This window comes from Nonomuraea sp. B10E15 (assembly GCF_039871615.1).
Classification (GTDB): Bacteria; Actinomycetota; Actinomycetes; order Streptosporangiales; family Streptosporangiaceae; genus Nonomuraea.
Genome location: NZ_JBDPMB010000012.1, coordinates 283,938 through 304,774, shown reverse-complemented (window position 1 = coordinate 304,774; position 20,837 = coordinate 283,938). Strand labels below are relative to the sequence as shown.

General features: G+C 69.5%; 23 protein-coding genes and 1 tRNA gene. 14 read left to right on the top strand and 10 right to left on the bottom strand.

Annotated features, from left to right (window positions below; all coding sequences use genetic code 11):
• Nucleotides 1-103 precede the first annotated feature (103 nt).
• A complete protein-coding gene (locus tag ABGB14_RS30455) occupies nucleotides 104-646 on the bottom strand; it encodes a flavoprotein (protein ID WP_347647262.1) in 543 nt (180 codons plus the stop codon).
• On the bottom strand, nucleotides 643-2,028 hold the full coding sequence (locus ABGB14_RS30450) for a helix-turn-helix transcriptional regulator (RefSeq protein ID WP_347647261.1): 1,386 nt from the start codon (nucleotides 2,026-2,028) through the stop codon (nucleotides 643-645). The genes ABGB14_RS30455 and ABGB14_RS30450 overlap by 4 nt, the downstream gene beginning before the upstream one ends.
• 349 nt (nucleotides 2,029-2,377) lie before the next feature.
• Here ABGB14_RS30450 and ABGB14_RS30445 point away from each other — a divergent pair, with 349 nt between their 5' ends.
• Complete coding sequence (locus ABGB14_RS30445) at nucleotides 2,378-2,659, top strand: hypothetical protein (RefSeq protein ID WP_347647260.1); 282 nt, start codon at nucleotides 2,378-2,380, stop codon at nucleotides 2,657-2,659.
• 292 nt (nucleotides 2,660-2,951) lie between these two features.
• A complete protein-coding gene (locus ABGB14_RS30440; protein ID WP_347647259.1) occupies nucleotides 2,952-3,644 on the top strand; it encodes a GntR family transcriptional regulator in 693 nt (230 codons plus the stop codon).
• On the opposite strand, the gene ABGB14_RS30435 is transcribed toward ABGB14_RS30440, so the two are convergent.
• Nucleotides 3,629-4,009 carry a hypothetical protein gene (locus tag ABGB14_RS30435; RefSeq protein ID WP_347647258.1) on the bottom strand — a complete coding sequence of 127 codons (381 nt, stop codon included), beginning with the start codon at nucleotides 4,007-4,009 and terminating at the stop codon, nucleotides 3,629-3,631. The genes ABGB14_RS30440 and ABGB14_RS30435 overlap by 16 nt on opposite strands.
• A gap of 157 nt (nucleotides 4,010-4,166) precedes the next feature.
• On the opposite strand from ABGB14_RS30435, the gene ABGB14_RS30430 reads away from it, so the two are divergent.
• From ABGB14_RS30430 to ABGB14_RS30395, 8 genes are all read left to right on the top strand, one after another.
• The gene (locus tag ABGB14_RS30430; RefSeq protein WP_347647257.1) at nucleotides 4,167-4,601 is read left to right on the top strand and encodes a plasmid replication, integration and excision activator; all 435 of its coding nucleotides are present in this window, start codon (nucleotides 4,167-4,169) and stop codon (nucleotides 4,599-4,601) included.
• A complete protein-coding gene (locus tag ABGB14_RS30425; RefSeq protein ID WP_347647256.1) occupies nucleotides 4,602-4,868 on the top strand; it encodes a hypothetical protein in 267 nt (88 codons plus the stop codon). It begins immediately after the preceding gene.
• Complete coding sequence (locus ABGB14_RS30420) at nucleotides 4,865-5,179, top strand: hypothetical protein (RefSeq protein ID WP_347647255.1); 315 nt, start codon at nucleotides 4,865-4,867, stop codon at nucleotides 5,177-5,179. Before ABGB14_RS30425 ends, ABGB14_RS30420 begins: the two co-directional genes overlap by 4 nt.
• A 95-nt stretch (nucleotides 5,180-5,274) precedes the next feature.
• Complete coding sequence (locus tag ABGB14_RS30415) at nucleotides 5,275-6,699, top strand: FtsK/SpoIIIE domain-containing protein (RefSeq protein ID WP_347647254.1); 1,425 nt, start codon at nucleotides 5,275-5,277, stop codon at nucleotides 6,697-6,699.
• A complete protein-coding gene (locus ABGB14_RS30410) occupies nucleotides 6,696-6,851 on the top strand; it encodes a hypothetical protein (RefSeq protein WP_347647253.1) in 156 nt (51 codons plus the stop codon). The genes ABGB14_RS30415 and ABGB14_RS30410 overlap by 4 nt, the downstream gene beginning before the upstream one ends.
• Complete coding sequence (locus tag ABGB14_RS30405; protein ID WP_347647252.1) at nucleotides 6,848-8,461, top strand: replication initiator; 1,614 nt, start codon at nucleotides 6,848-6,850, stop codon at nucleotides 8,459-8,461. The genes ABGB14_RS30410 and ABGB14_RS30405 overlap by 4 nt, the downstream gene beginning before the upstream one ends.
• Nucleotides 8,458-8,649, top strand: coding sequence for a helix-turn-helix domain-containing protein (locus ABGB14_RS30400; RefSeq protein WP_347647250.1), 192 nt, complete (start codon nucleotides 8,458-8,460; stop codon nucleotides 8,647-8,649). Before ABGB14_RS30405 ends, ABGB14_RS30400 begins: the two co-directional genes overlap by 4 nt.
• Entirely contained in the window at nucleotides 8,646-10,028 is a 1,383-nt protein-coding gene (locus ABGB14_RS30395; RefSeq protein WP_347647249.1) for a tyrosine-type recombinase/integrase, read from the top strand. The genes ABGB14_RS30400 and ABGB14_RS30395 overlap by 4 nt, the downstream gene beginning before the upstream one ends.
• 222 nt (nucleotides 10,029-10,250) lie before the next feature.
• Here ABGB14_RS30395 and ABGB14_RS30390 read toward each other — a convergent pair.
• Nucleotides 10,251-10,324, bottom strand: a tRNA-Arg gene (locus ABGB14_RS30390).
• 332 nt (nucleotides 10,325-10,656) lie between these two features.
• Between ABGB14_RS30390 and ABGB14_RS30385 the strand changes: the two genes are divergently transcribed.
• Nucleotides 10,657-11,394 (top strand): phosphotransferase, encoded by a 738-nt coding sequence (locus ABGB14_RS30385; RefSeq protein WP_347647248.1) that lies wholly within the window; start codon nucleotides 10,657-10,659, stop codon nucleotides 11,392-11,394.
• The gene (locus ABGB14_RS30380) at nucleotides 11,378-12,310 is read left to right on the top strand and encodes a cobalamin biosynthesis protein (protein ID WP_347647247.1); all 933 of its coding nucleotides are present in this window, start codon (nucleotides 11,378-11,380) and stop codon (nucleotides 12,308-12,310) included. Before ABGB14_RS30385 ends, ABGB14_RS30380 begins: the two co-directional genes overlap by 17 nt.
• Before the next feature lie 71 nt (nucleotides 12,311-12,381).
• On the opposite strand, the gene ABGB14_RS30375 is transcribed toward ABGB14_RS30380, so the two are convergent.
• From ABGB14_RS30375 to ABGB14_RS30365, 3 genes are all read right to left on the bottom strand, one after another.
• Nucleotides 12,382-12,615: a hypothetical protein gene (locus ABGB14_RS30375; RefSeq protein WP_347647246.1), complete on the bottom strand. Its 234-nt coding sequence runs from the start codon at nucleotides 12,613-12,615 to the stop codon at nucleotides 12,382-12,384.
• 90 nt (nucleotides 12,616-12,705) lie between these two features.
• Nucleotides 12,706-13,503, bottom strand: a complete 798-nt coding sequence (locus tag ABGB14_RS30370; RefSeq protein WP_347647245.1) for an exodeoxyribonuclease III — start codon at nucleotides 13,501-13,503, stop codon at nucleotides 12,706-12,708.
• A 55-nt stretch (nucleotides 13,504-13,558) separates the two neighbouring features.
• The gene (locus ABGB14_RS30365) at nucleotides 13,559-14,323 is read right to left on the bottom strand and encodes a hypothetical protein (RefSeq protein WP_347647244.1); all 765 of its coding nucleotides are present in this window, start codon (nucleotides 14,321-14,323) and stop codon (nucleotides 13,559-13,561) included.
• Between the two features lie 118 nt (nucleotides 14,324-14,441).
• Between ABGB14_RS30365 and ABGB14_RS30360 the strand changes: the two genes are divergently transcribed.
• On the top strand, nucleotides 14,442-15,170 hold the full coding sequence (locus tag ABGB14_RS30360; protein ID WP_347647242.1) for an AfsR/SARP family transcriptional regulator: 729 nt from the start codon (nucleotides 14,442-14,444) through the stop codon (nucleotides 15,168-15,170).
• Between the two features lie 6 nt (nucleotides 15,171-15,176).
• On the opposite strand, the gene ABGB14_RS30355 is transcribed toward ABGB14_RS30360, so the two are convergent.
• Nucleotides 15,177-18,179 (bottom strand): BTAD domain-containing putative transcriptional regulator, encoded by a 3,003-nt coding sequence (locus ABGB14_RS30355; protein ID WP_347647241.1) that lies wholly within the window; start codon nucleotides 18,177-18,179, stop codon nucleotides 15,177-15,179.
• 137 nt (nucleotides 18,180-18,316) lie between these two features.
• A complete protein-coding gene (locus ABGB14_RS30350; RefSeq protein ID WP_347647265.1) occupies nucleotides 18,317-18,937 on the bottom strand; it encodes a hypothetical protein in 621 nt (206 codons plus the stop codon).
• A 20-nt stretch (nucleotides 18,938-18,957) separates the two neighbouring features.
• Between ABGB14_RS30350 and ABGB14_RS30345 the strand changes: the two genes are divergently transcribed.
• On the top strand, nucleotides 18,958-19,140 hold the full coding sequence (locus tag ABGB14_RS30345; protein ID WP_347647266.1) for a hypothetical protein: 183 nt from the start codon (nucleotides 18,958-18,960) through the stop codon (nucleotides 19,138-19,140).
• On the opposite strand, the gene ABGB14_RS30340 is transcribed toward ABGB14_RS30345, so the two are convergent.
• Complete coding sequence (locus ABGB14_RS30340; RefSeq protein WP_347647240.1) at nucleotides 19,124-20,683, bottom strand: ABC transporter substrate-binding protein; 1,560 nt, start codon at nucleotides 20,681-20,683, stop codon at nucleotides 19,124-19,126. The genes ABGB14_RS30345 and ABGB14_RS30340 overlap by 17 nt on opposite strands.
• Nucleotides 20,684-20,837: the final 154 nt, after the last annotated feature.

Sequence of the window (20,837 nt, the reverse complement as noted above, 5' to 3'; positions counted from 1 at the left end):
CCGAACCACCACCCAGCCAGTCCGCAGTATCAAAGCGGCCCGGCCCCGCAAGGCCGGTCATGTTTCCTAGGGTGCCCGTCAAGCATGTGGTGGGACAGAACTGTCAATCATGTCGTGGGACTAGACACTCCAACGTCAGCGACCATGGATAGTTTCCGATGCGTTCTGCTCCGGAGCTGGGCGAGTGCGGCTCGAACTGGCCGGGTCCCAGCAGTACGTGTACGCCTTCGGCACGGAGCTGGTCGACGCTGCGTTGGAACGGAGCGCGTGAGGCCAGGGCGGTGTTGACGAAGGGCAGGATGACGACGGGGATGCCGAGTCCTGGAGCTTCGGACAGGACGCCGAGTGCGTAGGTGTCGGCGGTGCCTTGGGCGAACTTGTTGATGGTGTTGTAGGTGGCGGGGGCGACGATGATGGCGTCGGCTCGGGGGGATTTGGGCTCGTGGGGTTTGCGGTACTGGCTGCGGACGGGGCGGCCGGTCTGCTTCTCCAGTTCGGCAACGTCGATGAAGTCCAGCGCTGACGGGGTGGCGATGATCTGGACGGTCCAGCCGGCGTCTTGGGCGAGGGTGACGAGGCGGCCGACGTCGGGGGCGGGTCCTGCGGCGCAGACGATGATGTAGAGGACCTTGCCGGGTTGGGTCACGCGCTGACTCCCAGGGTTGCCGCGTACTCGCGGGCTTCGCGGCGGACGCTGATCGGGGCGGTTGCCAGGATGTCACGTACGAGCCGGAGAGCTGTGGGGCGGCCGGTGACTTCTTCGGGGGCGATCTCGCCTGCGGCGCGCAGGATGTGCAGGGCTCTGTCGTGCTGGTTGCGCATGAGGAAGGCGCGGGAGGTGTCGAGGAGCAGGGTGGCCTTGCGTTCGTTGATCGGGAGCTGGTCCAGTTGGACCTGGCGGGCGTAGTCGATGGCGGTGCCGGCGTCGCCGAAGCGCAGGGCGACGTTGACGCGGTGGCACAGGACGTTGTTGGGGCCGAACGCGGTCCACATGTGGTTGGCGTCGTGGCCGAGTCTGCTTCCTGCTTCGGCGGCTTCGTCGAGGAGTTCGGCGGTGTTGTGGCGGTTGCCGGTGCTGGCGGCGGCGATGGCTCCGCGCAACAGCAGTGATCCGTAGATGGACAGGTCGTCCGGGGAGGGTGCGGACAGGTCGGCGTCCATGCGTTGGGCTGCGCCGCGTGCGGTGTCGGTGGCGGCGAGGTGGTGGCCGCCGTCCATGAGGGCGTGGGTGATGATGCGGGAGCTGGATCCGATCATGAGCGGGCTCTGGCTGGCGTGGGCGGCTTGGACGCTGCGGTCTGCGGCGAGCCAGGCGAGGCCCTTGTCTTCCTGTTTGAGCAGGATGGAGGCGGTGACGTGGTAGGCCTCGGCGGCCAGGGCGTGGGCTCGTAGCCGGTCGTCGCCGTGCAGGGATGTGCAGGCTGCGCGGAGTTTGCGCAGGAGGGCGGGCAGTTTGGCGGTCACCTGGGCGTACCGGCAGGCCTGGTAGTTGCGTTTGGCAGCCGAGACGGCCTCGGCGAGGGATGCGAGGTTGATGGGGCCGTCCGGCGGGGTGGAGTAGTCGACGAGTGTGGCGGCGATCTTCTCGATATCGAGGTCCGCGGTTCGGGTGGTTGCCTGTGGGGTGAGTACGGCGCTGAAGAGTGCTGCTCCGGTCAGGCCGACGAATTCACGGCGTCGCACGTCCTTCTCGTCCTCTCCTGGTCCGACGAGATCCACCACGCTCGGTGCCTTTGTAAGGCTATCCACCGTTGTGGAGGTCTTTGTGAGCGTACGTGCGCGTCTGGTGGGAGTGAAGCCCAGGTCTTCCGGGTCAAGGTGGGTGACCTCGGTCAGCGCCAGCCGGTAGGGCTCGCGGGGCCAGGTGACCTCGCCTGCTTCCCAGCGGCGTAGGCGTTCCTCGTCGCAGGTCAGGGCGTGCTTGATTCCGCTCTTGCTGAGGTTGACCATTTTGGCCATTTCGGCTCGGGTCAAACCGGCATTCTGGCGCCAGTTCCGAAGTCGCTCATTTGGTGTCGCTTCGGGCATTTCTGGCCTTCTTTCCGAGCGGAGATCGAAAAGGGGTTAAGAGGGGGGCCTATCGGCGGGTCCCCTCATTCTGCTTTGCCGGTGGACTTGCCATCAATCAACAACGTAAGTGAAGCGGACTTCCGCCGCAGGAAGTACCGGAAACGACTCGCGAGGAGATGGCGACGGTGACCCGGCCAGACGAGAACTGCGAGGCAAGCCCCTGCCCTGCGTGCCGGGGACGTGGTTACAAGCTCACGAGCTCGCGCCGCGCTCTCCTGATCAGCACTGACGGGGAGGAGGCGGAACGGATTGGGGAGCGGAAGTGTCTCGACTGCCTCGGCGACGGCCAGGGCGAAGGGAGCGGGAGATGAATTCGATCATGCAGGCGGCATTGAACGGCTTCGGCCAGCAGGAGGAGGCGAACGCCCTCATCCGGCTGCGCGACGAACTCGTGAGCCTGCGCGTCCGGGCCGAACTGCGCGACAACAACAGTGCGCTCATGGTGCACCGTCTGGAGCACGGGCTACCGGTGTGGGTGTTCGTCGGCCACGGCGGGACCCACTACTCGTGGCAGAACGCCGAGAAGCGTCATCCGGTCGATGACGTGAAGGGCGCTGCGAACGTCTTGGCGGAGTACATCGCCAAGTAGCAGGCGGGCGCGGCGGGGCAGTGACGGCACCCGATCGAGGGGATCGGGCGGCTTACCCCCTTCCCCGTCGCGCCTCACCGCCCGGCGGACGGTCGAGTCCACGCCCGGATGAAGGGTCCGCCCCCGGTCCCTCCGCCGACTGTCTGCCGGGCGATCATCTCGTGTGCGCTTGTGCCGTGACGTGGACACGGTGCGCTAGGCCAGGCTACGCTCAAACTTGGTAAAACAACCTGTCGGGTGTTGGACGGTCATCATGTCGCTAGAGTCCGTGCCGCCGAAGTATGCGCAGCTTGTGCAGGCCCTTCAACGGCGTATCGAGTCGGGAACCTACCCGCCCGGCTCCCTGCTCCCCAGTGAGCACCAGCTCATCCAGGAGTTCAGCGTGTCCCGGCCCACGGTGGTCGCGGCGCTGCGGGTGCTGCGTGAGCAGGGCTGGATCGAGTCGCAGCAGGGCAAGGGCCGCTTCGTACGCGGCCGTCCGGCGATGGCGTCGGTGGAGTCCAACCGGCCCGGACAGGCGTACCTGACCAGCCCGGAGACCGACAACCCTGGCGAGCTGATCGAGGCCGGCGCGGTGAGCCTGCCCAACCGGGTAGCGGCGCTGCTGAAGACGGCGCCCAAGAGCAAGGCGTTCCTGCGCCGGCGGGTGATACTGCGGGAGGGCGAGCCGAGTGAGCTGGTCTCGTTGTGGCTGCCGCTGGAGTTGTCGGAAGGCACCGACCTGACCAGTGGCGAGCCGTTGACGCAGGGCATCCGTGAGCATCTGACGATGCGCAAGGGGGTGCGCTTCGATCACATCGTGGAGCAGATCACCGCGCGCATGCCCACCACCCAGGAAGCCAAGCAGCTCGGCATGCCGAAGACCGTGCCGTTGCTGGCCGTGTTCGGCGCGGTCCGTGACGCCTCCGGTCGTCCGCTGGCCGTGGTCGAGGTGCTGCTCCCGGCCGACCGGCACGAACTGGAAGACGCCTACCCGGTCGCATAGGGCACCACAACGACCTGATGGGGATCGTCGTAGATCACCTTTCCGGGGTCAACCTCCTCCACGCGCACGCAGGCAACGCCGTGGGCGGCGAGGATCGCCAGGTAGCCGGGCAGCCGTTCGAGCAGATGGGTCGCGGTCGGCTTAAACCAAGCTGTGGCTTGCGGGTTCAGCGTGCGGTCGTAGACGTGCGGGTCAACGTCGGTCGGATCGACCAAGTTCGCGTGGAACCAAACATGGTTCTCCTCCTTGAAGCGCTCCTCCTCCGGCGAGAGTCGGCCGTGTTTGGCGAGGACGTTGATGAGGCCGAACACGCCGGGGTGGATGCCTCGCGCGTTCGGGGCGGGGCTCTGGAACCTCACGTACACGCCGTGATCATCCGGGATTGCGAGGGTTGGTCGCTACCGGATCGGTAAGAGGTCCGTCACCACCCACCTAGTCACTTGACGTAGCAAGTTTGCGCGGCCTACTCTCAGAGCATCACTTGATAGGTCAAGTGCCAGTCAGTCAAGAGAGGAGAGCCTCATGGCTCTGCAAGGCCCCATCCCCGTCACCTTCGCCATGATCTTCCCGCACGGCTGCTACATCGTCGGCGAGGTCGAACCCGTCAAAGACTTCGACGCCTCCGCCAACGGCCGGTTCGTGCAGGCCCGCGACAAGCAGACCGCAGAGCTGGTCTGGCAGGTCGCGGTCATGGACGGTGACCCGACCCTCAAGCCCGCCCAGAAAACGGTGGCGGTCAAAATCCTCGCCCCGGTCCAGCCGGTCCCGCCGCAGCCGATGCCGGGGCTGCCGTTCACGCCGGTCGAGTTCGACGGCATCACCGTCACCCCGTACGTCAACGCCGCCGGCCGTCTCGCCTACTCGATCAAGGTGCGTGAGATGCACGCACCCCGCCAGCCCGCACCGCCCGCACAGCCCGCTCCGAGCAAGGCTTCGGCCGGAAAGGACGCCGCCTAAATGACCCGCCGCCGTACTCCGCGTACGAGCGTGATCCGGCTGACCACCGGACACGCCGCCCGCACCCTCACCCACCCCTACGCCCGCCGCCAGCCCGTCCTGGCGCTCGACTTCGGCGCCACCTCCGTCCTGGTCACCACCCACGGTCCCGCGACGGTCAAGGACCTGGAGTTCGCACGTCAGCTCGCCCGCGAGGCATCCCGCTTCGCCCGGTCGCTGGAGCGCAGCCTTCACAGCCTGCCCGACGGCACGGGGGTCGCGGCATGACCCTCGGCCCATACACCTACCTCACCCTGTCCATGCGACCCGACGCCGAGCCGCACGTCGGGATCTCCTTCCACACGCCGCGCCTGAAGGTCCGCGCCGGACTGCTGCTCAACAGCCCGCGCCCGTACCTGGAGTTCAGCTCCCGCGAGGCCGACGTGCACATCTCCACCACCGGGGCCGGACCGGTCACCGACACCGACCTGGCCAACGCCCGCGAGATCTTCAACGCCGCCGCTCGCTACCTGGCCGACTGCGAGCAGCTGCACGCCGAACACCTGGCCGACAAGGACGCCACCGACACGGCGGCCTGAACACGCGAGGCGGGGCCGCCAGAAGCGGCAACTTCCGGCGGCCCCCTTTTCACATCTCTCCCCTGACTTGCTCCATCACGGAAGGTTCCCAGCATATGTTCAAGCGGCTGCCTGGCGACGAGGCGCGCAACCTCGTCTCCACCACGCCCGACACGGCCGTCGTCTTCCGCCCGGCCGTCGTCACCACACCCGCCATCCTCACCATCGTCATCCTCGTCTGGCGCATCCTCGCCGGACTCGTCCGCACCATCTGGCGTCACCCCATCGCCACCGCCATCCCAGTCGTTCCCGGGGCTGTCTGGTACCTCTACGGCTGGCCGCCGGCGGCCTGCCTGGTCGGCATTGTCGCCCTGGGCCTTGTCGCGTGGGCGTTCATCGACCGGGCGTCCTTCACTCGCTGGGTCGGCTACCGGCTGCTGGCCTGGTGGCGACTCATCTGGATCTACCGGCGACACTGGCAACCCGTCATGATCGTCTCCGGGCTCGGTCGTCATCTCCGGGGCCGCGACTACCTGCCCCGGCTCGGCAAGGTCACCTGCACCTCCTGGGCCGACCTGGTCACCGTCCGCATGCTCAAAGGCCAGGCGGTCAAGGACTGGGCCGACCGCACCGACCACCTGGCCCAAGGCTTCGGCGCGAAATCCTGCCGGGTCGCGCTGTCCCAAGCCGGACGGCTCACCCTGACCTTCCCGCGTAACGATCCCCTCTCCGAACCTCTGCCAGCGCTTCCCGTGCCAGAGGAGCCGACCGTGGGGCCGGTGGAGATCGGCCGGTGCGAGGACGGGCGGCCGTGGCGGCTCAAGGTCCACGGCACACACGTCCTCGTCGCGGGCGCGACCGGGGCCGGCAAAGGATCGATCATCTGGTCCGTCATCCGCGCCCTGCTCCCCGCCGCCCGTGCCGGCCTGGTCGAGTTATGGGCGCTCGATCCCAAACTGATGGAGCTGTCCTACGGCCGCGACCTATTCGGCCCCAGGTACGCGGCCACTCCTGAGGAGTGCGCCGACCTACTGGACGAAGCCGTCTGCGTCATGCAGAAACGGGCTGCCCGGTTCGCCGGTCTCCAGCGCTCCCACACACCCACCGCCGATGACCCGTTCGTCCTGGTCGTCGTCGACGAGGTGGCGTTCCTGACCGCCTACCAATCCGACCGGCAACTCCGGCAGCGCATCTCCGCAGCCCTGGCCACGCTCACCACCCAAGGCCGCGCGGTCGGCGTCGGCGTCCTGGCCGCCCTTCAGGACCCGCGCAAAGAGGTCATGAACATCCGCAACCTCTTCCCCGACAAGATCGCCCTGCGGCTCGACGAGTCGGAACAAGTGGACATGGTCCTCGGCGACGGCGCACGCGACAGAGGCGCCCTCGCTGACCACATCTCACCGGTTCCGGAACTGGGCGCAGGCGTCGGCTACATCCGGCTGGAAGCCAGCCCCGAACCCATCCGCGTACGCGCTACCTACGTCTCCGACGACGACATCCGCACCATGGCCGCCACCTTCACCGGAGGTGAGGACCGATGACGCTCGCCCACACCCTGGACGGCCTGCGCTGCTCCGTCTGCCACACCCTGAACGCCCTGCGGCTCGACCCGGCCCGCGCCCTGGCCGAATGCCGCGAGTGCGGACAGAGCGCACGCATCCTCACCGACACCAACGAAGGGAGGTCCGCATGACCCATCCGCACGACCGCGCACTCCCCCGGGCCGTCCGCCAAGCCATGCCGATAGCCCGGGACGTACTCGAAGAGGTCGCCAAGCAGCACGGCGTCTGCATCCGGCCCGTCCCGCTTCGGCGACTCGACACCATCACCGGCAAGTCCGAGATCATCGACGTACCGTGCGGGGCCGTCCTCGACAGCAAGTGCCCGCCCTGCGCCAAGCGCAACCGGCAGCTCCGCATGGCCCAATGCCGCGAAGGCTGGCACCTCGACACCGAACCGACCATCACCCCGGACCAACCGAACGAGGAACAGCGCTGGCTGGTCGAGTTCCGCGCCGACATGCAGGCCAGACGCGATGCCGCCGAACAGGCCGGCGACGACACCACCGACCTGGACGCCGTCCTGTCCGGCCTCGATGACGAGATCAACTCCGCTGGCATGCGGGGCAGCGTCACCGGATCCGCGGTGCCCAAGCGCACCCGATCGACCCGGCGTCGGCAGGACGCACCCGACCTGCCCAAGCGCAAGATGACCAACACCACCCTTGGACGCACCTTCACCAGCGGAGATGGCAAGACCTACCGGCCGTCGCTGTTCGTCACGCTCACCCTGCCCAGCTACGGCAAGGTCCGCGACGGCGTCCCCATCGATCCCGACACCTACGACTACCGGCGCGCCGCTCGCGATGCGCTGCACTTCTCCAAGCTCGTGGACCGCTTCGTGCAGAACCTGCGCCGGGTCGCGGGCTATGACGTGCAGTACTTCGCCGCCGTCGAACCACAGAAGAGGCTGGCGCCGCACCTGCACATGGCCATCCGGGGCACCCTGCCACGTGCGGAGATCAAGCAAATAGCCGCAGCCACCTACCACCAAGTGTGGTGGCCACAGGCCGACGAAGTGCGCTTCGACGGCGAACACCTGCCCGTCTGGCAGGACGAGGCCGGCTACCTCGACCCGGCCACCGGCGAGGTCCTGCCCACCTGGGACGAAGCCCTCGACGCCCTGGACGAGGACGCCGAACCCCTCCACGTGCTGCGCTTCGGCGAACAGGTGGACGTGCAAGGAGTCCTCGCCGGAACCCCGGACGCCGACCAGTGCATCCGCTACCTGTCCAAGTACCTCACCAAGTCCATCGGCGACACCCTCGACGGCGACCAGGTCCAACGCGAGCACGCCGCCCGCATGCTCGACGCCCTGCGCTACGAACCCTGCTCCCCCACCTGCCCGAACTGGCTGCGCTACGGAGTCCAGCCCAAGAACGCCAAAGCGGGGATGGCTCCCGGCCGGTGCCGTTCCAAAGCGCACAAGCCCGAACACCTCGGCTACGCGGGTCGTCGTGTCTTGGTCTCCCGTAAGTGGTCCAACAAGACCCTGGCCGAGCACAAGCAGGACCGCCGGACCTGGGTCCTGGAAGCCCTCGGCCAGACCGATGAACCCACCGACCCACACCGCTACATCTGGCGACCCGTCCCGGCCGGAGACGCCAACGTGCCGCCGCTGGCCGTACGGCTCCTCCGCTCCGTCCACGAACGGCAACGCTGGCGAGCCCACCTCAGAGAGCTGGAAGCCAGAGCAGCCGGACAAGATCTTTCGGCAATCGAGGACATGGGGAGGGCTGCGTGAGCAGGCGAGACGAACTCCTCACCGTCGCCCAGGTCCTCGACGAGCTCGGCGGAGTCTCCCGCCGCACTTTCTACCGCTGGCGCGAGATCGGCAAGGCACCGAAGGGCATCCGCCTGCCCAACGGCGAACTCCGCGTCTACCGCAGCGACCTTGACGCCTGGCTCGAATCCCTCAGGAGTGCCGCATGACCACCTCCTACAAGGTCAAGTTCTGGGACATCCGCACCAACACCCGGGCGGACAAGCCCGGTAAGAAGCCCCGGATCGTCTCCCACACCGTGCGGTGGACGGTCGGCCACCGTGAGAAGTCGCAGACCTTCAAGACCAAGGGCCTGGCCGAGAGCTTCCTGTCCGACCTGCGGCAGGCGGCGAAGAAGGGTGAGGCCTTCGACGTGGAGAGCGGGCTCCCTGCATCGATGGTGAAGGCGAAGGACGCTCGTACCTGGTACGCCTTCGCCATCGCGTACGTCCACGCCTGGTGGCCCCACGCGGCGGCCAAGTCCCGTGAGGGCATGACCGACACCCTCGCCACCATCACCCGCGTCCTGGTCAGCGACCCACCAGGCCGTCCGTCCGACGAGATCATCCGACGGGCACTGCGCGAGTACTCCTTCCTGCCAAAGGACCGCCGGCAAGAGCCGACCCCGGAGATCGCCCGTGCTGTCCGCTGGCTGGAGGGCGCGTCGCTCCCGCTGAGCGCTCTGGAGGAGAGCAAGCACGCCCGTGCGGCGCTGGAAGCGCTGGCGCTGTGCCTGGACGGTAAGCCTGCGGCGACCTCGACGTACCGCCGCAAGCGGGCGGTCTTCCATCACGCGCTCGAATACGCCGTGGAGCTGGAAGAGCTATCGGCGAATCCGCTGCACAAGGTCAAGTTCCGCAAGGCCAAGGTGAGTGGCGAGATCGATCGTCGCTCGGTGGTCAGCCCCAGCCAGGCGCGTGAACTGCTCACCGCCGTAACCTACGTGGGACGGTCGCGAGGGCCAATGCTGGCCGCCATGTTCGCCTGCATGTACTTCGGCGGTCTCCGCCCCGCAGAAGCGGCGGGACTGCGGCAGAAGGACTGCCAGCTCCCAGAGCAGGGCTGGGGGTTGCTGACGCTGGAGAAGACCAGGCCACAGAGCAACAGGCGATTCACCGACTCTGGACAGGCCCACGACGAGCGCGGGCTGAAGCACCGGGACGTGAAGCACACGCGCACCGTACCCATCCCGCCCGAACTGGTGGCCATCCTGCGAGATCACATCGCGGCGTTCGGTGTCGGCGAGGACGGCCGGCTCTTCCGTACGCGCACGGGTGGCGTGATCTCGGGCTCGGCGTACGCGAAGGTCTGGCAGGAAGCCCGGACGTACGCCTTCACTCCCGACCAGGTTGCCTCTCCCCTGGCGGGTCGACCGTACGACCTCCGGCACGCGGCCGTCTCGCTCTGGCTCAACGCGGGCGTGCACGCCCCGGAAGCGGCCGAGAGAGCGGGACACGGCGTGGACGTGATGCTCCGCGTCTACGCCAAGTGCATCGACGGCCAACAGGAGATCGCCAACCGGCGCATCTTGGAAGCACTCGCGGCGTGACACAGGAGCTACCGCAGGACCCCGGGACACCTCGGGGTCCTTTCGCCGTTCCGGGTCTTGAAACCCTCATGCCGACCTGGGGAAACGTGGCTGCGAGCATTCCGCGTATGTTCCGCGAGCAGTGGCACAGGGCTGCTTTCGACCGCCTCCCACTGCCTACAGGGCAACCGGCTCGATCATGCAAAAGACCAGGTCAACCCGTGGATTGCCTGGTCTCAGAAGCGCGCCCTGCAGGATTCGAACCTGCGACCGTCGGATTAGAAGTCCGGTGCTCTATCCAGCTGAGCTAAGGGCGCTCCCGCCTTATTGTGCATGATCCGGCGACATGTCACGCACACGTTTTCCCGTGTCAGTCTGTCGACCCGATCACACCCGCACATGACCAGGAACTCCGTGACCATGGCCGCCACGGTCCAGCCGGTGCTCTGTCTGGTCGTGCGGGCCACAGGGAGGATACCGGAGCGGGAGGAAGCCGGCGGCACCCAACCCAGGGAGGGTACGGGCATCGAGCGGGGCGATCTTGTTGCCGGAAGCGGCGAAAAGATCGGGCGGAAGCGGGGCGGAAAGTCTAAGCTTCCGTGGCATGGTCGCGACGCTCCTGCATGAGATTCCCTTGCAGGGCGGGGATGTGACTGACGGGGTGGTGCGCGTCGGTGACACCGTGCGCAGACCGGCCAGTACGTCCACGCCCTCCGTGCACGCCCTGCTCAGGCACCTTGAGGCGGCGGGGTTCGAGGGTGCGCCACGTGTGGTGGGGATGGACGAGTACGGGCGCGAGGTTCTCACGTACGTGCCGGGCACGACCGGGCTGCGGCCGGAGAGCGCGAGCGATGAGGCGCTGGCCGGGCTCGCGGTGCTGGTGCGGGAGTTCCACGATGCGACTGCGGGGTTTCCGCTGGTGCTGGACGGCTGGGAGGGGGGATCGAATGATGATAAAGCGCCGGAAGTCATCGGCCATTGTGACTTGACGATGGATAACGTGATTTTTCGGGCGGGGCGGCCGTACGCGTTGATCGACTTCGATCTGGCCCGGCCGACCACGCGGCTCTTCGACATCGTCACCGCCCTCCGCCACTGGGCCCCGATCGCCGACCCCGTCGACCGCCCTCCGCTCCTCCGCGCCCTCGACGTGGGCGAGCGCCTGCGCCTGTTCTGCGACGCGTACGGCGTGCTGCCCCGTGACCGGCGCCGCCTCCTCGAGCTGGCCAGGCTCCGCTTCCACCGCTCCTACACCGTCATGCGCACCCGTGCCTCGGCCGGCGGCAACTGGGCGAGGATGTGGGCGAACGGCGCCGGCGAGCGCATCCGGCGTGCCGCCGCATGGCTGGACGTGCACGAAGATGAGCTCCATGCCCACCTGGTCTGACCCTCTCGGCCTCGCTCTCGGCGTGGCGCTCGACCGGCTCGTCGCCGACCCGCGGACTCCCGCCCATCCGGTGGCCCTTTTCGGGCGCGCCGCGGCGAGGCTGGAACGTTCGCTCTACAGGGACGCGCGGTCGCGCGGAGTCCTGCACGTCGCCGTGTGCGTCGGCGGCGCGACCGCGCTCGGCGTGCTGGCCCAGCGCGTCCCCGGCCGGCCCGCGCGCACGATCGTGACGGCCGTCGCCACCTGGGCCGTGCTGGGAGGCACCACGCTGGCCCGCGAGGGCTCGTACATGGCCGCCGCCCTCGAACACGGCGACCTCCGACGTGCCAGGGCCCGCCTCCCCCACCTGTGCGGCCGCGACCCTTCCCGGCTGGAGGCCGAGGAGCTGGCGCGCGCCACCGTCGAGTCGCTGGCCGAGAACACCTCCGACGCGGTCGTGGCCCCGCTGTTCTGGGGTGCGGTGGCGGGTGTGCCTGGCCTGCTGGCGTACCGCGCCGTCAACACGCTGGACGCCATGGTCGGCCACCGCTCGGCGCGTTACGAGCGGTTCGGCTGGGCCGCGGCGAGGCTCGACGACGTGGCCAACTACGTGCCCGCGCGGCTGACCGGCCTGCTCGCCGTCCTGACCGGGCCGGACCCGCGCGGCGCGCTGACCGCGCTCATGAGGGACGGCCACCGGCACCCCAGCCCGAACGCCGGCCGCTGCGAGGCCGCGTTCGCCGGCGCGCTGGGCGTCACGCTGGGCGGCACGAACGTCTACCAGGGCAGGGTCGAACACCGTCCGACGATGGGTGACGGGCCCGAGCCCGACGTCAAGGACATCCGCCGGGCGGTCCGCCTGACCCGCGCCGTCACCCTGGCCGCCGCGGGCACCGCGGTGCTGGCCGCCTGGGCCCTCCGCCGCCACCGCCGCTGATCGTGCGGGCCAGGAAATTCGGTGATTGCTCCACTTCGTGCAATTGCGCGGTGATCACCGACAGCGTTTTCTCACATGACGCGATTCAGGTTGAGCACCAGCCAGACGACGAATATCGCGAGCAGGGTGATGCCGATCAACGACTTCGCGGCGTTGTTCGCGACGGCTTTTCTGGCGCTGACCTGCCTGGCGCTCTGCTTCCACACCTGGCGCATGATGACCATGGTCTGGAAGCGGCGGCCGAGGGCGAACACGGCGAGGGCGACGAGGATGAAGAGAATGACACGGCCGTCTGCAGGTTCCACGGAGCTCCCCCTGTGGCCTTGATGGTTCTTTACACCCCCCGAAACATTCGAGACCACAGAATACTCGGATGGCCGTGAATAGGAATAAGTTCATGGCCGCAGATCCACCACGATCGGCGCGTGGTCGGACGGCCCCTTCCCCTTGCGGGCCTCGCGATCGACGTACGCCGACCGCACCCGCCCGGCGACGTCCTCGCTCGCGTAGATTAGGTCGATGCGCATGCCCTTGTTCTGGTGGAACATCCCGGCCCGGTAGTCCCAGTACGTGAAGGGGTGCGGCCCTTTCATGGGCGTCGGCACGACGTCGTGCAGTCCCAGGGCGCGCAGGCCGGCCAGCGCCTGGCGTTCTGCCGGGGTGACGTGGGTGGATCCGACGAAGAGCGCGGGATCCCACACGTCGGCGTCGGACGGCGCCACGTTGTAGTCGCCGCACGCCACCACGGGCCCGGCGGCCAGTTCGGCTTCGAGCGCGTCGCGCAGCGCCGAGAACCAGTCCAGCTTGTACGCGTAGTGCGGCGAGTCGACCGTGCGCCCGTTCGGCGCGTACAGGGACCACACCCGCATGCCGCCGCAGGTGGCCCCGATGGCCCTGGCCTCGGGGCGGGCGGCGCCGACCCCGTCGAGCTCCGCGAATCCGGGCTCGCCGGGGAAGCTCAGGGTCACCTCGTCGAGCCCGGCCGCGGACAGCAGCGCGACGCCGTTCCACCGCCCGTCGCCGTGGGCCGCGGCGGCGTAGCCGAGCGCGCCCACCTCCGCCGCGGGGAACGCGTCCGCGGGGCATTTGGTCTCTTGCAGGCAGACGATGTCGGGTTTGACCTCGGCCAGCCAGGCGAGCAGGCGTGGCAGTCGTGCCTTGACCGAGTTCACGTTCCAGGTAGCCAGGCGCATGCTTACAGCCTGCCACCGGCGGGGGCGGCAGGCAGCGAGCGCCCCCGCGGGCCGGTCAGCGCATCTGGCTGGTCCAGAGCGGCTTGTTGGCGGCCGAGTAGATGATGACGCGGCCGTCGTTGCTGACCGACAGCCAGGCGCCCGGGTTTCCGGCGGTCCTGGTGGTCCACAGGGCCTTGTTGTTCTTGTCGACGACGACCCAGTTGCCTTCCTTCTGCATGATCGAGCGCGCGCCCGGGTGCCCCGCCGTCGGCGTGGTGAACAGGCTGCGCCGCCCGTCGTACAGGACCGCGTTGCCCTCCTTCTGCTGGATCAGCTTGTAGCGGCCGTTGTGCGACTGGATGAACTGCCCGGGGCGCAGCACCTGGCCGGAGGGCAGCTTGCTGATGTAGGCCATGGAGGACCACAGCGGCTTGTTGTCCCTGGAGTAGATCACCAGGTTGCCGCTCTGCTCGGGCAGCTTGAGGTAGGCCCCGGGGTTGCCGGCGGTCTGCGTGGACCACAGCGGCTTGTTGTCGAGGCCGTAGATGACGAGGTTGCCCTCTTTCTGCATGGTCGTCCGGGCGCCCGGCTTGCCTGCGGTGGGCGAGCTCCACAGCGCCTTGGTGCCGTCGTAGAACACCAGGTTCCCCTGCGCCTGCTGGATGAGCTTGAACCGGCCGGAGGTCAGCGACTGTCCGGGCAGCAGCCAGTCGCCGGGACCGAGGCGGTCCTTCGCGACGACGGCGGCGTTGCTCGGCTGCGCCATGGCGACGGTGGCCATCGGCCCTGCGATGAGCGAGCCCGCCATGACGGCGATCGCGGCCTTCTTCGTGATCACTATGTTTCTCTTCCTGTTGGGTGAGATCGTGAGAGGTAGACCCTGACAGAAGGAGTTGGCGTTCTGTTGGCACCGCTGTGTTTAGCCGCCTTTTAGCGCGTCCCGGCAGGCTGTCCGGATGGATCGCTTGGAGTTTCGCCTGCTCGGGTCCATTGACGCCTGTGTTGGGGGGCGCCGCCTGGACACCGGGCCGCGTAAGCGTCGTTATGTCCTGGCCGCGCTGGTGCTGGACCTGAACCGTCCGGTGCCGGTGGAGCGGCTGATCGACGCCGTGTGGGAGGGTGATCCCCCGGACAGTGCGCGGATGACCGTGCAGGGGCACGTGTACCGGTTGCGCAGGACGCTGGTCGGCGCCCGGGTGGAGACCGACTCGTCAGGGTACGTGCTGCTGGCCGACCCCGAGTCGGTGGACGCGCTGCGTTTTCGCCGGCTGGTCGCCGAGGCGGCGCGGCGCGACGACGGGTCCGGCGCCGATCTGCTGGACGAGGCGCTGGCCCTGTGGCGGGGTCCTGCGCTGGGCGGGCCGCGAGGCGGCAGGTCGCTGGAGGTGGCGGCGGTCGAGCTGGAGGAGGCGCGGCTGGCCGCCATCGAGCAGCTGGCGCGCATGAGGCTCCGGCTGGGGGAACCGGAGCGGCTGGTCGCGCCGCTGCGCGCGAGCGTGACGGCCAACCCGCACCGGGAGCGGCTGGTGTCGTTGCTCATGACGGCCTTCTACCAGGTGGGGCGGCAGGCGGAGGCGCTGGAGCTGTACGAGCGCACGCGCCGCCTGCTGGCCGACCAGCTCGGCGTGGACCCGGGCCGGGAGCTCCGCAGCACCTTCGAGTCGCTGCTGTCCGCCCGGACCTGAGCGGGCTCAGAGTTCGTCGAGCACGGCCCGCGCGGCGGCCTCGTCGAGCCGGTGTCCCCATTCCCCGTGCACCTCGGCAGCCCGCCTGGCGTGTTCGCGCGCCGCGTCGGGCCGCCCGTCGAGCAGGTCGGCCCGGGCGAGCAGGGTGAGCGCCAGCCCTTCGAGCCGCCGCAGGCCGTGCCGGGTGGCCGCGTCGAGCGCCTGCTCGGCCGCTTCGGCGGCCTCGGCGTGCCGGCCGCCGCGCAGGCAGACCTCGGCCAGCCAGACGCGCGCGCGGGCGTCGAGATAGGGATAGGTGCGGTAGCGGTAGGAGGCGATCACCTCCTTGAGCATGGAGATGCGCACGCCGATCTCGATGGAGTCGTCCACCAGGGCGAGCGTGCTGCGCGCCTCGTCGTACTCGCTGCGCAGCCCGCTGGCCCTGGCCGTCTGCACGGCTCGCCGCGCCAAATCGGCCGCCCTCGCGTCCTCGCCCTTCAGGTGGTACGCCATGGCCGCGCTCGACAACGTCCCCGGCAGCTGGCCCGCATGAGCGGACTTCAGGCCCTCTTCGAACGCCTCCGCGGCCGCGTCGAGGTCGCCCATCGCCAGCCGGATGTCGCCGACGATGGAGCACGCCCTGGCCCGCCAGGCGGGCGGCTCGCCGAGCGACTCCCGCATGCGGTTGGCGCGTAGCTGCTGTTCCAGGGCCTCGCGGGCGCGCCCCGACCACAGCAGCACGATGGCGTGGTTCTCCAGCGTGGCGGCGAGCTTCGTGGAGGGCTCCAACGCCTCCCACAGCCGGACGATCCGCTCGTGCCTGGCCGCGCCCTCGTGGAAGTCGCCGAGGCTGGAGGTGGCCACGACGAAGTTGGTCAGCGCCAGGAGCGTCCCCGTACCCCAGCCGATCCGTTCGTAGAGCTCGGCGGCCAGCTCGTAGTGGCGCAGGGCCGCGCGCGGTTCGTTCAGGACGAAGCGGGTGTTGGCCTGCGTGTGGTGCATGCTGGCCTGCCCGGCGAGGTCCCCGTCGCGTTCGGCGGCGGCCAGGCCCTTGCGCGCCAGGGCCGCGATCACGTCGGGCTGGTACGTGCCGTACATGAAGGCCCGCAGGGTCTCGATCAGCCGCCAGAGCATGCGTCCGGAGGCGTGGTCCATCACCGCCAGCAGGTTGTGCTGCTCGGCGTCCAGCCAGGCGGTGGCCGCGCCGGCGTCGGCGAACTCCTCCGCGTCGTACGGCGGGTCCTCAGGCGTGAGTGGCAGCAGCTCGATGGAGGGCGCGAGGAGCGGCGCGGCCGCCCGAGCGGTGTGCAGGTAGTAGGCGTGCAGCCGGGCGGGGTCGTCGTCACCCGCCGTGCAGTGCTCGCGGGCGTAGAGGGCGACCAGGTCGTGCAGCCGGTAGCGGCCTGGCGTGTGCTCCTCCACGAGATGGGCGGAGGCCAGCCTGGTCAGCAGGCGGGTGGCCGTGGCCGGGTCCGTGCCGGCCAGGCGGGCGGCGGAGTGGGCGGTGAAGTCGCAGCCGGGGACCAGCCCGAAGCGCCTGAACAACATGCGCGCGTCGTCGGGGAGCGCGGCGTACGAGCTGGCGAAAGCCGTGGCGACCGTGGCCTGCGCGTCTCCTTCGACGGCCAGCGTGCTCCAGCGGTCGGCGTGCAGCTCCTTGATGTATTCGCGCAGGTCGGCCCGGCCGATGAGGTTGGCGCCCGCGATGGCGAGGGCGAGCGGCAGGTGCCCGCAGAGCTCGGCCAGCTCGGCGACGGCCTCGGGGTCGGTGTGGACGACGTCCTTGCCCACCAGGTCGGCGAGCAGGTCGCTGGCCTCGGTGGGGGTGAGCGTGGCCAGGCGTACGCTCTGCGCCCCCTGCAGGATGAGGCCGCGCAGCGTGTCACGGCTGGTGACGATCACCCCGCAGGAGCCGCCGGGCAGCAGCGGGCGCACCTGCTCGGCGTCGGCGGCGTTGTCGAGCAGGAGCAGCACCCGTCTGGTGGCCAGCGTCGAGCGGTAGAGGTCGAGCTGCTCGGCGATGCTGTTCGGCGCCGGCACGCCGAGAGCGCCGAGCAGGCGGGTCAGCACCCGCTCGGGCGGAAGCGGCTCGCCCTGCCCGTAGCCGTTGAGGTCGACGTGGAGCTGACCGTCGGGGAACTCGGCGGCGACCCGGTGGCCGACGTGCGCGGCCAGCGCCGACTTGCCGATGCCCGCCGCGCCGGTGACCACGGCGACGCGGCCCTCGCGCAGCAGCTCGCGTACGCGCTCGGTCTCGGCCTGCCTGCCGACGAAGCCGGCGACGTCGCGGGGGAGCTGGCGCGGCACCACCGGCCGGTGGCCCTCGACGATGCGCTGGTGCAGGTCGCGCAGCCGGGGCCCGGGATCCACGCCCAGCTCCCCCGCGAGCAGCCGCTGCACCCCGTGGAACAGCTCCAGGGCCTCCGCCGTCCGCCCGTCGTGCCACAGCGCCGTCATGGCCAGCGCGTGCGGCGTCTCCCTGAGCGGCTCTTCGTCCCTGAGCTCCTGCAGCAGCGCGGGCACCTCGCGGTGGCGGCCCAGCTCGATGAGGGCGGCGGCGTACTCCTCGACGAGGTCCCACCGCTCGCCGGTCAGCGGGCCGCGTACGCGCTGGTCGACCCAGGTGGTGCCGACCCCCTGCAGGGGCTGTCCGCGCCACAGGGAGAGCGCCCGCTCCCAGGCCGCGGCGGCCTGCTCCGGCCGGGTCGCCGCCCGCCCCTCGGCGGCCAGGCGGCGGAAGCGGCGCACGTCGATCTCGTCGTCGGGCACGGCGAGCGAGTAGCCGGCCGTGGTGCTGGCGATGCGCCCGCCCAGCGTCTTGCGCAGCTGGGAGACCTTGAGCTGGACGATGGTCTTGGCGGTCTTGGGCGGGTCTTCCTCCCACAGCGCCTCGATCAGCCGGTCGACCGGTACGTAGGCGCCGTGGCAGGCCGCGAGGAGCCCGAGCACGCACTGCTGCTGGGCGCCCACGATCGGGATCTCAGCACCGTTGTCGTGCACTTCGACCGGGCCGAGCACGCGGATGTCCATCGTGTCCGAGCCTAATGCGTCAAAGCTTCGTCATCTTCGCATCCGCGCCGAGAACACGTCCGGCGACGGGAACGCGGGCGGCCGTCAGCGGGCAGGGCCGTCCCACACGCCTGCGACCTTTGCCTGTTTTTTACGATTCAGCGCCGCGCGCGCTCGACGCCCACGGTGATCTCGTTGCCGAGCCGGAATCCCATGAGCAGCCCCAGGTCGTCGCCGCTCCAGAACCTGCCGGGGTCGTACCAGTTGGGCCGGCGACCGGCGGGCAGCAGCCCCATCTCCTCGTAGGTGACCGCCACGACCTCGGCGCAGTAGGCGCTCTCCAGCGTCTGCTCCCGGCGGCGGCGCGGGATCCGGCCCCTGGCCCAGCGGGCGGCCAGCCGGGTGGTGGAGGGGAACGGGGTGCCGTCGAGGCGGGCGACCGTGCGCAGGGCGGCGTCCTCCATCTCGCGCGTCGCCTCGGGGTCGAGCTGGCGCAGCCAGGGCCGCTGGTCGTACCGGTCGCCCCAGACCGTCACGGCGTCGCGCAGGTCGTGCAGCTGCACTCCGCGCTGGTGCGTGCCCGCCCACAGGTCGGGCAGCGACCGGCCCAGCTCGGCGTGCCACATCATGGGCGGCAGGTCCTCGATCACGATCGCCATGCCCACGTGGTTGACCGGGCTGTTGGTCACCGTCTGGATGGCGCGGTCGGGCACCGAGCGCCCGCGGAAGATCCACAGGTCACCGGTGCGCGTCACCTTGACGGCCTCGTCGAGAGTCAGCACACCGTTAGCCTAGGCACATGCGGTGGTGGAAGATGCTCGGTCTGGCCGGAATCATGGGAGTGGCCGCCACGGGAGTGGTGATCGCGCGGGCGGAGCGGCGCCGCCGCGCCTACACGCCCGAGGAGATCAGGGCCCGCCTGCGCGAGCGGGTCGACGCCACCCGCGGTGACACCTCTGAGGAGATCACGCCGACGGCCTGAGGCCGTGCACGAAGACCACGTCCGGATAGGCCGGGTTGTCCTCATATCCCTCGACACCGCCCAGATAGGCGCGTTGCGAGTAGACCACCCACGGCACCGCCGCGGCCACCCGCTGGTCGAGCACCCTGACCGTGGCCTGCTCGTAGGCCCGCTGCGCCGCCGCCTTGTCGGTCATGGCCAGCTCGGGCACCGGATAGAGCAGCGTGTCCAGGGCGTCGTCCCGGAGGTAGGACAGGTTGAACTCCGGCCTGTCCGAGCTGTGGAAGACGTTGCCGAAGTAGGAGTAGCCGTCGGCGTAGTCGGGCCACCAGTACATGATGAAGATGTCCTGGCCGCGTTTCCTGCCCAGCTCCCACTGCGCGTTCCAGTGCATGGGCAGGGCGTCGAGGGTGACGTTGAGCGGGCGCAGCGCCGCCCGCAACTTCGAGACGAGCACCTGCTGGTCGTACTGACCCCGCCCGTACGTCACGCGCAGGCGCAGCGGCTCGCCGCCGGGCCCGTAGCCCGCCTTCTCCAGCAGCCGGGCTGCGCCCTCCAGGTCCTGCCGGGGCTCCCTGCCCGGCACGTGGCCCAGCAGCCCTTCCGGCACGACGCCGCTCGCCGGGCCAGCGGCGCCACGGAGCGCCCGCACCACGCCCTGGTAGTCGACGGCCTTCTGGATGGCGCGGCGCACCCGGATGTCCTTCATCGGGCCGCGCGCGGTGTTGAACAACATCATCGCCGTGGTGAACGAGCGCGCCTCCGACGTGCGGATGCCCGGCGTGGCCGAGGCCCTGGCGAACAGCCGGGGCGAGAGCCGGCCGACGAAGGTCGCCTCGCCGTCCGTCAACATCTTGTACGCCCTGGCGGGGTCGGGCACGGCACGGAACTTGATGGTGTTGTAGTGCGGCCTGCGCCAGCCACCCCAGTAGCCGTCGTACGCGGTGAGCGTGAGCTCCTCCTCCGCCCCCTTCTGCCACCGGGCCACCGTGTACGGTCCGGAGCCCGCGTCCTTCCCCTGCGCGAACCACTTCGTCAGGTCGGGGGCCGCCTTCGTGTCGTAGATGTAGGCGGCGTACCCGGCGGAGGCCACCAGGTCGAGCGGGACGGCGTAGCGCAGCGTGAAGGTCACCGTCTGGGGGTCGTCGACCCTGATGGAGGAGACGGCGTTCCAGATGTAGGAGGCTCCGGTCCTGGACTTGATGGTGCGCTCGATCGAGGCCTTGACGGCCGCCGCGTCCACCGGTCTGCCCGTGTGGAAGGTCACGCCTGAGCGGATGGTGAACGTCCAGGTGCGGCCGTCCGCCGAGGCGCGCCAGGACGTGGCCAGGCGAGGGGTGGCGATCTTGGTGACCGGGTTCCAGAGGGTGAGGGTCTCGTAGATGTTCTGGAAGGCGATGATCTCGTTGGAGTGGGAGCGGCTCGGATCCCACTCGGTGATCACGTCGGTGTTGTAGACGTGCACGAAAGGCGCCGTCCCTTCCGGCGCCTGGCGCACCTCCGTGGGCGCCGCGCACGCCGCGAGGAGCACCAGCGCCGCGGCCGCAACGAGACGACTGCGCACGCGTCCTCCTCCGCCACCGATCTACCCGGGGAAACCTACTGCATGATCATGAAAACATGTCCAAAACTCCCGAAAAATTGGGCAATCTGGTGATCGAATTGCTATCCTCGGGGCTTGTCCCGTCCGGGGTTGCCAGCAGGGGACCGACCGGAGT